This is a genomic window from Vreelandella venusta (assembly GCF_007989605.1).
GTDB lineage: Bacteria > Pseudomonadota > Gammaproteobacteria > Pseudomonadales > Halomonadaceae > Vreelandella > Vreelandella venusta.
The window spans coordinates 67,246-82,228 of record NZ_BJUL01000007.1; the positions used below are offsets into that span (position 1 = coordinate 67,246).

The 14,983-nt window shown below is 51.8% G+C and carries 12 protein-coding genes; 3 read left to right on the top strand and 9 right to left on the bottom strand.

Annotated elements, in window-relative coordinates; genetic code table 11:
- Nucleotides 1-61 precede the first annotated feature (61 nt).
- Both HVE01_RS09600 and HVE01_RS09605 read left to right on the top strand, forming a co-directional pair.
- Nucleotides 62-475: a PA2779 family protein gene (locus tag HVE01_RS09600; RefSeq protein ID WP_146943790.1), complete on the top strand. Its 414-nt coding sequence runs from the start codon at nt 62-64 to the stop codon at nt 473-475.
- Between the two features lie 10 nt (nt 476-485).
- The gene (locus tag HVE01_RS09605; protein ID WP_244973796.1) at nt 486-1,427 is read left to right on the top strand and encodes a PA2778 family cysteine peptidase; all 942 of its coding nucleotides are present in this window, start codon (nt 486-488) and stop codon (nt 1,425-1,427) included.
- Between the two features lie 40 nt (nt 1,428-1,467).
- Here the strand turns inward: HVE01_RS09605 and sthA are convergent, their stop codons facing one another.
- The 9 genes from sthA to HVE01_RS09650 form a co-directional block, all read right to left on the bottom strand.
- A complete protein-coding gene (gene sthA, locus HVE01_RS09610) occupies nt 1,468-2,859 on the bottom strand; it encodes a Si-specific NAD(P)(+) transhydrogenase (RefSeq protein ID WP_125747351.1) in 1,392 nt (463 codons plus the stop codon).
- A 100-nt stretch (nt 2,860-2,959) separates the two neighbouring features.
- Entirely contained in the window at nt 2,960-3,214 is a 255-nt protein-coding gene (gene nqrM / locus HVE01_RS09615) for a (Na+)-NQR maturation NqrM (protein WP_009723507.1), read from the bottom strand.
- A gap of 203 nt (nt 3,215-3,417) precedes the next feature.
- Complete coding sequence (gene nqrF / locus HVE01_RS09620) at nt 3,418-4,650, bottom strand: NADH:ubiquinone reductase (Na(+)-transporting) subunit F (protein ID WP_125747349.1); 1,233 nt, start codon at nt 4,648-4,650, stop codon at nt 3,418-3,420.
- 68 nt (nt 4,651-4,718) lie between these two features.
- Nucleotides 4,719-5,336 carry an NADH:ubiquinone reductase (Na(+)-transporting) subunit E gene (nqrE, locus tag HVE01_RS09625; RefSeq protein WP_009723509.1) on the bottom strand — a complete coding sequence of 206 codons (618 nt, stop codon included), beginning with the start codon at nt 5,334-5,336 and terminating at the stop codon, nt 4,719-4,721.
- 1 nt (nt 5,337) lies between these two features.
- Nucleotides 5,338-6,006, bottom strand: a complete 669-nt coding sequence (locus HVE01_RS09630; RefSeq protein WP_125747345.1) for an NADH:ubiquinone reductase (Na(+)-transporting) subunit D — start codon at nt 6,004-6,006, stop codon at nt 5,338-5,340.
- Nucleotides 6,007-6,008: 2 nt separating this feature from the next.
- Nucleotides 6,009-6,830, bottom strand: a complete 822-nt coding sequence (locus tag HVE01_RS09635) for a Na(+)-translocating NADH-quinone reductase subunit C (RefSeq protein WP_125747343.1) — start codon at nt 6,828-6,830, stop codon at nt 6,009-6,011.
- Nucleotides 6,830-8,056, bottom strand: coding sequence for an NADH:ubiquinone reductase (Na(+)-transporting) subunit B (locus tag HVE01_RS09640; protein ID WP_125747341.1), 1,227 nt, complete (start codon nt 8,054-8,056; stop codon nt 6,830-6,832). Before HVE01_RS09640 ends, HVE01_RS09635 begins: the two co-directional genes overlap by 1 nt.
- On the bottom strand, nt 8,056-9,405 hold the full coding sequence (locus tag HVE01_RS09645; protein WP_125747339.1) for a Na(+)-translocating NADH-quinone reductase subunit A: 1,350 nt from the start codon (nt 9,403-9,405) through the stop codon (nt 8,056-8,058). Before HVE01_RS09645 ends, HVE01_RS09640 begins: the two co-directional genes overlap by 1 nt.
- Nucleotides 9,406-9,722: 317 nt before the next feature.
- On the bottom strand, nt 9,723-11,177 hold the full coding sequence (locus HVE01_RS09650; RefSeq protein WP_146943794.1) for a glyceraldehyde-3-phosphate dehydrogenase: 1,455 nt from the start codon (nt 11,175-11,177) through the stop codon (nt 9,723-9,725).
- A 251-nt stretch (nt 11,178-11,428) separates the two neighbouring features.
- On the opposite strand from HVE01_RS09650, the gene mfd reads away from it, so the two are divergent.
- Nucleotides 11,429-14,878: a transcription-repair coupling factor gene (gene mfd, locus HVE01_RS09655; protein ID WP_186808831.1), complete on the top strand. Its 3,450-nt coding sequence runs from the start codon at nt 11,429-11,431 to the stop codon at nt 14,876-14,878.
- Nucleotides 14,879-14,983 lie beyond the last annotated feature (105 nt).

Here is a 14,983-nt window from a genome sequence, read left to right on the forward strand (position 1 = left end):
TTGCCCATGCTGCATTAATCAGAGGCTCCCTTGCTCCCCGATACGTCTAAGGATGAAGACAATGAAAAAAGTGCGTGCTTATCTCTCAAGCTTACTGATCGCGGTGCTAGTCGTTACCAGCCTACCTGTTGCCGCTGCGCCCACGGCCCCGCAGAGTATGGACGCTGCCGCGACAGAATTAGTCTCTACGCAATCTGTATTAGCCGGCGACCGCGCAGGTGCTGACCGCGAGCGTATCAATGAAATTCTCTCCCGTGCAGATGTGCAAGAAGAGCTACTCAAACAGGGTGTCCACTTAGATGACGTTGAAGCTCGCGTTGCCGCACTCAGCGATGCAGAAGCGCAGCAAATGGCCGAACAGCTCGAACAGCTACCCGCCGGCGCTGGCGTGGTTGGCGCCCTGTTTGCGGTATTTGTGATCCTGCTAGTGACTGACATTCTCGGCCTGACCGATGTTTATCCGTTCACTCGCTGATTTGACCACCATGATGAAACAGCTTTTAAACGCCCGCTTTGCGGGCGTTTTACTGCTTACCTTGCTGATCCCGACTCTGCTTAGCGGCTGCGCCAGAAGCCCAGTGCTGCTAGAAAGCACTAAAGCTAGCCTGGCACCGCAGACTGAGCTTACCGAAGTACCGTTTTACGCCCAAACGGCGTATCAGTGTGGCCCTGCAACGCTGGCAATGGTGCTCAATCACCAAGGGGTCGACACAGAGCTTGAGCAGTTAATCCCACAGGTATTTCTGCCTGGGCGAGAGGGTAGCGTTCAGCCTGAAATGCTAGCCACTGTGCGCCGTTATAAACAGTTGGCGATTCCCATTCGTGGCACCATGGATGCATTGCTTGGACACCTGGAGGCAGGTGACCCTGTAGTGGTGATGCAAAACCTCGCCTTGCCAGCTTTCCCGATGTGGCACTACGCAGTAGCCATTGGTTTTGATTTAGCTAATGAAACGCTGATTTTACGTAGTGGCGAAATCGAGCGGCATACAATGTCGTTTAGCCGCTTTGATGCCACCTGGGCGCGCAGTGAGCGCTGGGGGTTTGTGGTTAGCGAACCTGGCAGCCTGCCCGAAGGCATTACCGCTCACAACGCACTGGAAGCCATTAGCGCTTACGAGGAACAGCATGGGCCTGTAGCAACACTCTCCAGCTGGCAAGCCTTTGCAAAACGCTTCCCTGCTCATCCGCTAGGGCAATTTGCACTCGGCAATGCGCTATACGCCGCTCAACAGCCTCAAGCCGCGCTTGAAGCCTTTGAATCAGCCACACAGCTTGACCCTGCCATGGGCGCAGCATGGTTCAATGTCGCCATACTCAGGCTTCAGCAGGAAAATAGCGCGGGCGCGCGGGAAGCACTCATTCAGGCTGCCGCTTTAGACGGTGACTGGCAGCTACGCGCTCAGCAACTGTTGGATGGTTTGTGAGGTGTAAGCATGGGGGCATAGCCCCCATGCTTAAAATATTTTAAAACACTCGGTTTAAGCCATTTTGCGCCGCCACCCGGTACGCTTCTGCCATCGTGGGATAATTGAAAGTGGTATTAACGAAGTACTTCACGGTATTCGCCTCACCTTCCTGCTGCATAATCGCTTGGCCGATGTGTAGAATTTCCGACGCCTGGTCACCAAAGCAATGGATACCCAGAATCTCCAGCGTGTCTTGGTGGAACAAAATCTTCAGCATGCCCACCGTATCGCCGGTAATTTGCGCACGCGCGGTATCTTTAAAGAACGCCTTACCCACTTCGTAAGGCACTTTGGCTTCGGTCAGTTCACGCTCGTTGGGACCAAAAGAGCTGATTTCGGGAATGGTGTAGATCCCAGTGGGTACATCACTAACGAAGCGATACTCTTTTTCCAGTAGCTCGTTACACGAGTTTAATCCCTGGTCGTAGGCAGCACTGGCTAGACTCGGCCAACCAATCACATCGCCTGCAGCGTAAATATGCGCAATCGCGGTGCGGTAGTGCTCATCAACGCTAAGCTGACCTCGGCTGTTTGCCTCTAAGCCAATATTCTCAAGTCCAAGGCTATCGGTATTACCGGTACGGCCATTCGCCCAAAGAAACGCATCGGCGCGGATTTTCTTGCCCGACTTCAGGTTTACGGTTACGCCGGCGTCGTCACCTTCGACACTTTTATAGTCTTCGTTATGGCGAATCAGCACACCGTGTTTACGCAGATGGTAGGAAAGCGCATCACTGATCTCATCATCCAAAAATGACAGCAGGCTGTCGCGGTTGTTGATCAAATCAACCTTAACCCCAAGACCCGAAAAGATAGAGGCGTACTCGCAACCGATAACACCTGCCCCAAAGATCACCAGTGTCCGCGGAGTATGGGAAAGGCTAAGAATCGTATCGGAGCAGTAGATACGTGGATGACGAAAGTTAATATCCGCCGGACGATAAGGCCGCGAGCCGGTAGAAATAACAATTTTCTTGGCTACCAGCTCTTCCACACCTTCCTGCCGGTCTCGCACCACCACGGTATGCTCATCTTTAAAACGCGCCACACCATGAAATAGATCAATGCGGTTGCGCGCATAAAACGTCGTACGCATTTCGACCTGTTTATCGATGGTGCCACGCGAGCGCTCCATCACTTTAGGAAAAGAAAACCAGCGGGGTTCACCGATATCGCGGAACATACGGTTGGTATTGAACGCCATGATCTGTTTGACCTGATGGCGCAGCGCTTTTGAAGGGATCGTGCCCCAGTGGGTGCAGTTACCCCCCACCTGGACCTGCTTTTCAATAATCGCCACTCGTTTGCCGTGCTTGGCGGCGTTAATAGCAGCGCTTTCCCCAGCGGGACCAGTGCCTATCACCACAACATCGTAATTGTGAACGGCCATACGACTTGGATCTCCTTATTGCTAACTTAAAAGCGCTCTCAACACTGGCAGTTACATAAACGCTCGCGGTTAGCGAGCGTCTGAATGGCCAATGGCTAGATTAACGACGCGTTGCGTCATAGCCTAGGTCAGCTCCACGGCTTTCATCGCTACGCCGACGTACGCTTCCACGCTTGCGGTTTTCTTCTTCGCAAACCTCATCTTTGCCGCCGCAGATGTCGCAGCCTTCTTTTAGGCCTAACTGATTTAATCCACCGCAGGAACCCGCAATGGGCTTGCGGCCCATTAAGACACCAACGGCCATTGCCGTCATTACCAGCGCCATAAAACCAAATACCAGTAGCCAGATTGTCATGTTCACCTCCCAGCATTGCGTTAACTGCTCACCTGCCGACAACGGTCATGTCGTTAAGTGCCGTAGAATTTTACTGCCTATTGTACCTCAGCCACTTCAAAATGATCAGACAACGCATCGTTTTTCAGTCATCTACATACAAACGGGGCTGACCCAAAGGCCAGCCCCGCTCATGCCCGAAGGCAGCTTAAAGAATCACATTGTTAACCGCCGAAGTCATCCAGCAGGATGTTTTCCGGCTCCACGCCCATATCGAGCAATAGCTTGATAACAGACGCGTTCATCATGGGCGGCCCACACATGTAGTACTCACAATCTTCCGGAGCTGGGTGGTCCTTCAGATAGTTTTCGTACAGTACGTTGTGGATGAAGCCTGTCGGCCCTTCCCAATTATCTTCTGGCTGCGGATCAGAAAGCGCCAAGTGCCACTCAAAGTTCGGGAACTCTTCGGCTAGCTGATCATACTCTTCGTTGTAGAAAGTCTCACGCCAGGAGCGCGCACCGTACCAGAAAGTAATTTTACGATCTGACTTCAAGCGTTTGAGCTGATCGAAAATGTGGCTACGCATTGGCGCCATACCCGCACCACCACCGACAAAGATCATTTCAGCATCGGTGTCTTTGGCAAAGAACTCACCAAACGGCCCCATTACGGTCACTTTGTCGCCCGGCTTCAAATTGAAGACGTAGGTCGACATAAGGCCCGGCGGGTGGCTTGTACCCGGAGGCGGCGTCGCGATACGAATATTGAACTTGAGGAGGCCTTTCTCATCCGGGTAGTTAGCCATGGAGTAAGCGCGGATAACTTCCTCGTTATTCTTATGGGAAATTTTGAACATATCAAATTTTTCCCAATCGCCACGATACTCTTCTTCGATGTCAAAATCGGAGAACTTAATATCGTAAGGCGGCGCCACCAGCTGTACATAACCACCGGCGCGGAAGGCAACTTCCTCACCTTCGGGCAGCTTCAGGTTCAACTCTTTAATGAAGGTCGCGACGTTGGGGTTCGCGGTAACTTCACACTCCCACTTCTTAACGCCGAAGACTTCTTCAGGCACTTCTACTTTCATGTCCTGCTTCACAGGAACCTGACAAGAGAGGCGCCAGCCTTCTTTCTTCTCACGCATAGTGAAGTGAGACTCTTCCGTCGGCAAAATAGAGCCGCCGCCCTCTTCTACTCGGCACTTACACTGAGCGCAAGAACCACCACCACCACAGGCAGAGGAAAGAAAGATTCCGTTTGCAGCTAGGGTGTTAAGAAGCTTACCACCAGCCTGAGTCTGCAGGGTGTGCTCGGGGTCGCCGTTGACTTCAATCGTCACGTCCCCGCTACTCACTAGCTTGCTGCGCGCTGCCAGAATGATCGCCGTTAAGCTAATAACGATGATCGTGAACATGACAACACCGAGCAAGATGACAGATGTATCAACCATGTCGGTTTCCTATTGCTGAAGGTTTTCTGTACCTCGGCAGCCTGAGCTGCCGAGAAAACCGGCTCCGATTAAAGCTGAATGCCTGAGAAGGACATAAAGCCCAACGACATTAAGCCAACGGTAATAAACGTGATGCCAAGCCCCTGAAGACCGCCAGGCACGTCGCTATACTTCAGCTTTTCACGGATACCAGCCAACGCTGTAATCGCAAGCGCCCAGCCAACACCAGAACCGAAACCGTAGATTACGGACTCACCGAAGTTGTAGTTACGCTCAACCATGAACAGTACGCCACCTAAGATGGCGCAGTTAACGGTAATCAGCGGCAGGAATACGCCCAGCGCGTTGTATAGCGCAGGAACATATTTATCGAGGAACATTTCCAGAATCTGAACCAGCGCGGCAATAACGCCGATGTAGCTCAGAAGACCCAGGAATGAAAGATCGATGTTTTCAGCACCGCTTATGCCAGTCCAAGACAAAGCGCCTTCAGCCAGCAGCAGGTTGAACACGAGATTGTTGACTGGAACCGAGATTGTCAGTACGACAATAACGGCGATCCCGAGGCCAAATGCAGCGGAAACCTTCTTAGATACCGCCAGGAATGTACACATCCCTAAGAAGAAGGCCAGTGCCAAGTTTTCAACAAAAACCGAAGCAACGAAAAGGCTTAGATAGTGTTCCATGTTACACGGCCTCCTTCGGCTTGGTGTTGTGCTTCATTTTGAACTCGTTCTCTTCTACCTGCTCAGGATTAACTGAACGTAAAACCCAGATCAGCAAACCGATAATGAAGAAGGCAGAGGGCGGCAGGAGCAATAGACCATTGGGCACATACCAACCACCATTTTGCACTGTAGGCAGGACGGTAAAGCCAAAGATACTGCCAGCACCCAGTAACTCACGGAAGAAGCCAACAACCATTAGGATAAAACCGTAGCCCAAGCCGTTACCGATCCCGTCAAGGAACGACATGCTCGGCGTATTGGACATCGCAAAACCTTCCGCGCGGCCCATTACGATACAGTTGGTGATAATCAGGCCCACAAAGACTGAAAGCTGCTTAGACATTTCGTAAGCGTAAGCTTTGAGGATCTGGTCAACCACGATAACCAGCGACGCAATAATGGTCATTTGAACAATGATACGGATCGAAGACGGAATATGGTTCCGGATCAACGATACGAACAAGTTCGAAAAGGCCGTTACAAAAGTAACCGCTAGCGCCATTACCAGCGATACGCTCATGCTAGTCGTAACCGCTAGAGCAGAACAGATCCCCAGGATTTGTAGCGCAATGGGGTTGTTCTTAAAAATCGGCGCCGTTAAAACACTTTTTGCATTTACATCCGCCATGATCAGGCCCCCTCAACATCGTCGAAGTCGGTATCGGTGTCTTCGGCATCTTCTGGTTCAGTACCACTGCGGAAGTTAGCCAAATACGGACCGAAAGCCTCTTCGCTGAACCAGAACTGCAGCATGTTGGTCACGCCGTTACTGGTTAGCGTTGCACCAGAAAGCGCGTCAACCTCGTGCTCGTTGCTTGCGCCGCCTTTGGTCAGGTGGATTTCCGGAGAGAGGTCGCCCTCTTCATCGTAAATCTTCTTACCTTCCCATTGAGCTTGCCAACGCGGATTATTTACCTCAGCACCAAGACCCGGCGTTTCGCTATGGTCGTAGTAAGTGATACTAACGATGGTATTACCGTCGCCTTCAACCGCGAGGAAACCCATCATGCGGCCCCAGAGTCCTTGCCCACGAATGGGCAGAACAATTTGCTCGGGGTTTTCAGCATCGCCGACAAGATAAACAGTCGCGAAGTTCTCAACACGAGACAAGCCTGCAATGTCACGATCACCGGAAAGCGTACGCCCCGTTGCAGGATCACGAGATGCTTCGAAGCCGTCGAAGGTCGCTGGGTCGAATTGATCGGTGTACTCACCGGTATCAAGCTCAACGACACGTGCCGTGATTTGCGTGCTGAACGCTTCCTCAACATCCATGCCAGGCTCATAGAGACCTGCCACATTTAGAATGTTGGTTTTACGATCCAATTCCTGGTTGAGCTGCTGCATAGGGCGCAACGCTACGGCAGCCGTCGAAACGATTACCGAGCACACGATACACAGCGAAAACGCTACGGTTAGGATCTTTTTGATGGAGTTGTTACCTTGAGCCATTAGGCATTCTCCTCGGCCGCTACGCCAGTCCGCTTGAGACGGCGTTTAATATTGGCCTGGACGAACATGTGGTCAATCAGCGGCGCAAATAAGTTAGCGAACAGAATGGCCAGCATGATGCCCTCAGGGAACGCAGGGTTTACCACGCGGATCAGCACGGTCATTACACCGATCAACGCGCCAAACACCAAGCGCCCCTGGTTAGTCATGGAAGCAGACACCGGGTCCGTTGCCATAAACACCATGCCGAAAGCGAAGCCACCAATCACCAAATGCCAATACCAGGGCATTGCAAACATGGGGTTGCTGTCAGAACCAATCAGATTAAACAGCGTACTGGTGGCGATCATACCCAGGAGAACCCCCAGCATGATTCGCCATGACGCGATACGCGTCCACAGCAGTACTGCCGCACCGATAAAGATCGCCAGCGTCGAGACCTCACCCACTGAACCTGGGATAAAGCCAAGGAAGGCGTCCCACCAGCTCATTGTATCGGTCAGCGCAGTCATGCCGTCTTGGAACGCCATGGAGAGCGCAGTTGCACCCGTGTAGCCATCCGCGGCTACCCATACGGCATCTCCTGAGATTTGCGCTGGGTAGGCAAAGTAAAGGAACGCACGGCCAGTCAGCGCGGGGTTCAAGAAGTTTTTACCCGTGCCGCCGAAGATCTCTTTACCGATTACCACACCAAAGGTGATACCCAGCGCAACCTGCCAAAGCGGAATAGTCGCCGGCAGAATCAGCGCAAACAGTACCGAAGTGACGAAGAAGCCTTCGTTAACCTCATGGCCACGTTTGATGGCGAACAGTACTTCCCAAAAACCACCCACCGCAAAGGTGACAAGATAGATCGGCAGGAAGTAGGTCGCACCGAGGACAAAGTTAGCCCATAAGCTGCTGGGGTCATGTCCACCCGCCAGGGTCATCATGATCGCTTCACGCCAACCGTTCATTGATGCATAGCCTGCATCAATAGCGGTATTGGCCTGCCAGCCGGCGTTCCACATGCCGAAGAACATCGCCGGGAAAGTACACAGCCAAACGGTGATCATGATGCGCTTTAGATCGATACCGTCACGCACGTGGGCAGTGGTTTTTGCAACGCTGGGGGGCGAATAGAAAATAGTATCTACCGCTTCGTAGAGCGGATAGAACTTTTCGTACTTACCACCTTTATGGAAGTGCGGCTCGAGATTATCGAGTGTTTGTCGAATACCCATCATCAGGCCTCTTTCTCGATCATGGTGAGATTGTCACGCAGGATAGGGCCGTACTCGTATTTGCCTGGGCAAACATAGGTACACAGTGCCAAATCCTCTTCGTCTAACTCAAGACACCCAAGTTGCATGGCAACTTCAATGTCACCCACGATCAGCGTGCGCAGCAGCTGTGTTGGCATAATATCCAGAGGCATAATGGCTTCATATGCACCGATCGGCACCATGGCACGTTCAGAGCCATTGGTTGACGTGGTTGGTGCATAGTTGCTCAGGCCTTTAATCTTAGAGATGTAAATGCCCATGATTGAGTGCCGATTAGCGCCCGTAGACATCCATCCAAAGAAGGTGCGCTTGTTACCTTCCTCAAGCAAGCTTACTTGGTTATGGAAACGTCCCAAGTAAGTCAGGCTTCCTTCGGCAGAAACACCAGAGAACACAGAGCCTGAAATAACACGGGTGTCATCGGGCTTGATGACCTCACCTGCTAAGAGCTCCTCCGTACTGGCACCAATGCGGGTGCGCAATAAACGAGGATTTTCAGCACGCGGGCCGCCGACAGCAATGATACGGTTCGTATCAAGTTTGCCTTCAACGAACAGCTTGCCGAACGCAATCACATCCTGATAGCCGATGTGCCACACTTTCTTGTGCAAGGCTACCGGTGAAAGATAGTGAATATGCGTCCCTACCAAACCTGCCGGATGTGGGCCAGCAAAGCTCTCAGTCTTTACACCGCTGACATTACCACCAGGAATGGAAGCATTAGCCCCCGTGCACAGAAAAACGTTGCCCTCGGTCAGGCGGGTTAGCACCTTGAGGCCGTCTTCAAATGCTTGAGGGTTTTCGTTGATCACTACCGCAGGGTCAGCGCTAAGTGGATGAGTATCCACAGCAGTAACAAAAATATCGGTAGGTGTGCTGTCGATCGCTGGCGTGCGAGAGAAAGGACGGGTGCGCAAAGCAGTCCAAAGCCCTGACTCAACCAGTTGATCAACAACAGATTGACGTTCAAGCTGCCCTAAAGCGTCACGATCATGAGAAGCAAATGTCATCGCTTCTTCATTTTCATCGACTTTAATAACGACAGACAGCAGACGTCTCTTTTCGCCACGGTTAATAGCCACGACTTCACCGCTGGCGGGCGCGGTAAAGCGCACACCATCAATTTTCTTATCGGTGAAGAGTAATTGGCCTAGTTTGACCTTATCCCCTTCCTGAACTTCCATCGTCGGCTTCATGCCAACGTAGTCGGTGCCCAGGATTGCCACGTGGCGCACAGGCCGCGCATCTTCAATACGCTGCTCGGGCGCTCCCGTGATGGGGAGATCCAGGCCTTTTTTGACTTCGATCATAGTCTCGCCCAGTTGATGGATCGGATATACGAAGGTAAGGGGTTCGAATGCTTATTTCTGTTCAGTAAATTCTTATTGTCTGTTCAGATTGTTACCAGTCAGGCTCAAGCACGCTTGAACCACCCCGAAAAATCCATCGTATTATAAAGATAAGCGCGGCCAATGACCACATCCGTGACAGTCGCCTAAAGTGCTATAGACGCTCTAGCAGGCCTTGTTTTGAACACAAAAAAAGCCACCCGGAGGTGGCTTTTAGTACGACTTAGCGGTTAAAAGCGCTTTAACTGCTGCTTAAAGGCCATTAATGCTCAAACGACTCAATGCGGCAACTTCAAAAACTTCACATTAGACATGTGCTGAAGAATGCGAATAACTTGGCAGCTATAACCAAATTCATTGTCATACCACACATAAACGACGGCGTGATTACCGTTTGCAATGGTGGCTTTAGCATCGACAATACCCGCATGACGATTGCCGACAAAGTCAGACGATACAACTTCCGCTGAATCAACGAAGTCAATCTGCTTCTGGTAGGAGGAATCAATCGATACGCGGCGCAGGTAATCATTCAACGCCTCAGCATCAGTGCCCTTTTCCAAGGTTAAGTTCAAAATAGCCATAGAAACATTGGGCGTAGGAACGCGAATGGCGTTACCTGTGAGCTTACCTTCAAGTTCAGGCAGCGCTTTTGCGACCGCTTTTGCCGCACCTGTTTCGGTCAATACCATATTCAGCGCCGCACTACGTCCACGACGGTCGCCTTTGTGGTAATTATCGATCAGGTTTTGGTCATTAGTGTAGGCGTGCACGGTTTCTACGTGCCCTGTCACCACACCATACTCATCATTTAGCGCTTTTAGCACTGGTACGATGGCGTTGGTAGTACAGGAAGCGGCCGACACGATACGGTCATTATCGCCAATTGTTTCATGATTAATGCCGAAAACGATATTTTTGATATCGCCTTTGCCGGGAGCCGTTAATAAAGCTTTCTTCGCCCCCTTGCACTCAAGGTGCTGACCCAAGCCTGCTTCATCGCGCCAGATACCGGTATTATCAACAATCACAGCGTTGTCGATACCGTAAGCAGTGTAATCAATTTCACTCGGTGAGTCGGCGTAAATAACCTGAATCACATTACCATTGACGATAAGTGTACGCGCTTCAACGTCGACGGTAATGGTGCCATCGAACGGCCCATGCACCGAATCGCGACGCAGCAAGCTGGCACGCTTTTCAAGGTCTTTTGCCACATCTCCGCGGCCACGCACAACAATGGCCCGCAAGCGCAACAGATTACCGCCGCCCGCTTTTTCGACCATTACGCGTGCCAACAAACGGCCAATACGGCCAAACCCGTAAAGTACCACGTCTTGAGGCTCGCCCTTACTACCATTCGGCTGAAAGCCATCAATAATCTCAGCAAGCTCTTTACGCAGGAAAGCATCAAGATCACCACCACCCTGGCGCTTAAAGTTAACCGCCAGCTTGCCAACGTCAACATGCGCAGGCCCGAGGTTCAGCTCACTCATCGCTTTTACGATAGGGAACGTATCTTCAACAGATAGCTCAGTGCCTTCAATTTTGCGTACAAAGCGGTGATCTTTGAGGATGCGAATAACTGACCGCTTAATCAGGGAGCGACCGAACATAGTGGCAACAACATTGTTCTGGCGATACAGCTGACCCACCAGCGGAATCATTTGCTCAGCCAGAGCTTCGTTGCTTTGCCATTCCTGAAAAACGTTTTCGAGAGCTTGCTGACTCACGTGCGGCCTCATTGGGTAGTGAAAAGAAATTTCTTGGAACATTATCCTGGGCTTACCAACATGCCGCAATGAATGGATAGTCGCACAACATGTAGGGGTATTACAGAAAAAGCGGATTGACTACAAACCACAATAGTGCATCAAAACCACAAAACTTACTTAACGAGTAGTTGCTTTGCACAGGCCTCTGCCTGAAAGTACTGATCGTGTATGATCCAGATTCCGTTTCAGCACAAAACGATACCGTGACTATGTCCTCTTTCTCTCTGCTCGAACCACCCCAGCCCAAAGGGATTCGCGATACGCTTTACCTGACAGCGCCGCCGGGCAGTGCAACTGCCCTGGCTCTGGCTCAGGTTGCGCTAAGCGCACCATTATTGGTGATTACGCCGAACACTGCCAGTGCGCAGCGCCTGGAACAGGATCTGGCGTTCTATAGCAATGTTCCCGTGCTACCTTTTCCAGATTGGGAAACGCTGCCTTATGACAGCTTCTCCCCGCATCAGGATATCATCTCGTCACGCCTACGCACGCTGCGCTTACTGCAGGATGGCGTTCGCGGCATTGTGCTGGTGCCAATCAATACGCTGATGCAGCGCCTATCTCCCGTATCATACATTGCTGGGCGCGTTATGACGCTAAAAGCGGGCGCTACGCTAAATCGGGAAACATTTCGCGAATCGCTATCGCGGGCGGGTTATCGTGCCGTTGAAACGGTCTACGAGCCTGGCGAATACGCCATGCGCGGCGCAATCATCGACCTTTTCGCCATGGGCATGGATGAACCAATTCGTATCGATTTGTTCGATGACGAAATCGATACGCTACGCCATTTTGACCCTGGCAATCAACGCTCTACCAATAAAGTCGATGTGATTGAGCTACTCCCTGCCCATGAGTACTCACTCAGCCGCAGCGCCATTGCTTGTTTTCGAGAACAGTTTGAAACGCTTTTTGATGTTGATCCACGCCAGTGCCCTCTTTATAACGATGCACTGAAAGCAATTCCCTCCCCGGGTCTAGAGCAATATTTGCCACTGTTCTTCGAAGAAACCGCTTCTTTATTTGAGCATGTTACCGATGACACCCGCGTGGCACTACTGCCTGGGGTATTCGAAGCCGCTGAGCAGCACTGGCAGTCTATTGAGTCACGCTATGAGAATTTAAGGGTTGATCCAACACGCCCTCTGTTACCCCCCGCTCGCGCGTTTATCCCCGTTAATGAGGTTTTTTCAGCGATCAAAGCTCGCCCCCGAATCGAGCTAACCGAAGACAACACGCAACGCCATGCCCTGCAGCCAAAAGCCCAAGCACTCCCCTCGCTGGCTATTAACGCTCGGGCCAAAAACCCCCTTAACGAACTGGCTACTTTTCTGGATGAGCAGCACGCTACAAGGGTACTGTTTGTTGCCGAGTCACGGGGACGCAGAGAAGCGTTGGAAGAAGTACTGGCGCCGCTTAAATTAAACCTGCCCCATATCGACAGCTTCCAGGGCTTTTTAAGCAGTACTGATCACATTGCCATCACTGAGAGCTTGGTAGGTAGCGGCTTGTGGCTTACCGAGCCGAACGTTGCCGTTATCAGCGAGACTGAATTATTTGGCGATGTAGTACGCCAGAGCAGACGGCGAGAAAAGGCCACCGACGACAACGAATTGGCCGTGCGCCATCTATCGGAATTACGAGAAGGCGCACCGGTTGTTCACCAAGCACACGGCGTCGGCCGCTACCTGGGGCTGGAAACCCTTGAAGCTGGCGGTCAAGCTAACGAATTCCTGGCGCTTTCATATGCCGACGGTGCCAAGCTCTATGTCCCAGTCGATAGCTTACACCTTATCTCTCGCTATAGCGGCGCCGATGACGAACTCGCCCCGCTGCACCGACTAGGCTCAGATCAGTGGGAAAAAGCACGCCGTAAAGCGGCTGAGAAAATCCGCGACACTGCCGCCGAGCTGCTCGACATTTATGCTCGGAGAGAGGCCCAGGAAGGGTTCGTTTATGATACGCCGGGCGATGAATATGTTCGCTTCTCTGCCAGCTTCCCGTTTGAAGAAACCCCTGACCAGCAGGCAGCCATTGAAGCAGTAATAAACGACATGATCTCTCCGCAGCCCATGGATCGCGTTGTGTGTGGCGATGTAGGCTTTGGTAAGACCGAAGTCGCCATGCGTGCCGCCTTCCTGGCCGTTCAGACCGGTCGCCAGGTAGTGGTGCTTGTGCCCACCACACTGTTAGCTCGCCAGCACTTTGAAAACTTCCGCGACCGCTTTGCCGACACTGCTGTGAATATTAGCCTTATTTCACGCTTTACCAGCGGCAAAGAAATGACGCAAACCTTGGAAAGCATCAAAAATGGCCAAACCGATATCGTAATCGGCACCCACAAACTGCTATCTAAAAGCGTTGAACTGCCCAAAATGGGGCTTTTAATTATCGATGAAGAGCACCGCTTTGGGGTCGCGCAGAAAGAGAAACTCAAAACGCTGCGCGCCGAAATCGACATTCTGACGCTCACCGCAACACCGATTCCGCGCACCTTGAATATGGCCATGAGCGGCATCCGAGACCTCTCAATTATTGCCACCCCGCCTGCGCGGCGTTTATCGGTTAAAACCTTTGTGCAACAGCGAGATGACAGCGTCATTAAAGAGGCGCTGCTGCGTGAAATATTACGCGGCGGACAAGTCTACTTCTTGCATAACGAAGTTAAAACGATTGAAAACACTGCCCAACAAATCCGCGAACTGGTGCCAGAAGCGCGGGTTGCTGTTGCTCACGGCCAATTACCCGAGCGCAGCCTTGAGCGGGTAATGTCAGACTTCTATCATCGTCGCTTCAATGTGCTAGTGTGCTCTACCATCATCGAAACTGGCATTGATGTGCCCAGCGCCAACACGATTCTGATTGAGCGCGCCGACAAGTTTGGCCTAGCCCAGCTACACCAGCTGCGTGGCCGGGTTGGGCGCAGCCACCATCAAGCATATGCTTACCTACTAACACCTCCCCCCAAGGCAATGACACGGGATGCCGTGAAACGCCTGGAAGCGATTAGTGCTTCTGACGATCTCGGCGCTGGTTTCACTCTAGCAAGCCACGACATGGAAATACGTGGCGCAGGCGAGCTGTTAGGCGACGAGCAGAGCGGCCAAATGGAAACTATCGGCTACACGCTTTACATGGAAATGCTGGATCGTGCCGTAAAGGCGATCCGTGCAGGCAAAACACCTAATATTGATGCCCCCTTCAACACCGGCGTCGAGATTAGCCTCAATCTGCCAGCGTTGATTCCAGATGACTATCTTCACGACGTACAGCAGCGCCTGGTGATGTATAAGCGTATCGCCAATACCCAGAGCGACGCTGAGCTTAAGGAACTACAAGTCGAGCTTATTGATCGCTTTGGACTCCTTCCTCAGCCCTTGAAGAACCTGATACGCCAGACCAGACTCCGCCAGCGCGCTGAACAACTAGGCGTAGCGCGGATTGAAGCCGGTGAAAACCGTGGACGAGTTCTTTTCAACAGCACAACTCAGGTCGACCCATTAACGCTTGTGACCCTCATTCAAAAATCGCCACAGCACTACCGATTGGATGGCTCAGACACTTTACGATTTGAATTCCCAATGGAAACTACCGAACAGCGTTTTGACAAAGTCGAAGCTTTGCTGACAACACTCAATCAAAAAGTAGCGGCGGCGTGAACCTTGGGGCAAACTTGTATGAAAGCCCTACGCACGGCCCTTTAACTGCCGCCCACGACAATGCTAGTTTGCAGTAATGTGGCGCATACATTTATTAGGAACCAC

Coding starts and splice junctions, on each gene's coding strand:
- nqrF (WP_125747349.1), bottom strand. CDS start 4,650: ATGGTTGATACATCTGTCATCTTGCTCGGTGTTGTCATGTTCACGATC.
- HVE01_RS09645 (WP_125747339.1), bottom strand. CDS start 9,405: ATGATCGAAGTCAAAAAAGGCCTGGATCTCCCCATCACGGGAGCGCCC.
- mfd (WP_186808831.1), top strand. CDS start 11,429: ATGTCCTCTTTCTCTCTGCTCGAACCACCCCAGCCCAAAGGGATTCGC.
- HVE01_RS09640 (WP_125747341.1), bottom strand. CDS start 8,056: ATGATGGGTATTCGACAAACACTCGATAATCTCGAGCCGCACTTCCAT.
- sthA (WP_125747351.1), bottom strand. CDS start 2,859: ATGGCCGTTCACAATTACGATGTTGTGGTGATAGGCACTGGTCCCGCT.
- HVE01_RS09600 (WP_146943790.1), top strand. CDS start 62: ATGAAAAAAGTGCGTGCTTATCTCTCAAGCTTACTGATCGCGGTGCTA.
- nqrE (WP_009723509.1), bottom strand. CDS start 5,336: ATGGAACACTATCTAAGCCTTTTCGTTGCTTCGGTTTTTGTTGAAAAC.
- HVE01_RS09605 (WP_244973796.1), top strand. CDS start 486: ATGATGAAACAGCTTTTAAACGCCCGCTTTGCGGGCGTTTTACTGCTT.
- nqrM (WP_009723507.1), bottom strand. CDS start 3,214: ATGACAATCTGGCTACTGGTATTTGGTTTTATGGCGCTGGTAATGACG.
- HVE01_RS09635 (WP_125747343.1), bottom strand. CDS start 6,830: ATGGCTCAAGGTAACAACTCCATCAAAAAGATCCTAACCGTAGCGTTT.
- HVE01_RS09630 (WP_125747345.1), bottom strand. CDS start 6,006: ATGGCGGATGTAAATGCAAAAAGTGTTTTAACGGCGCCGATTTTTAAG.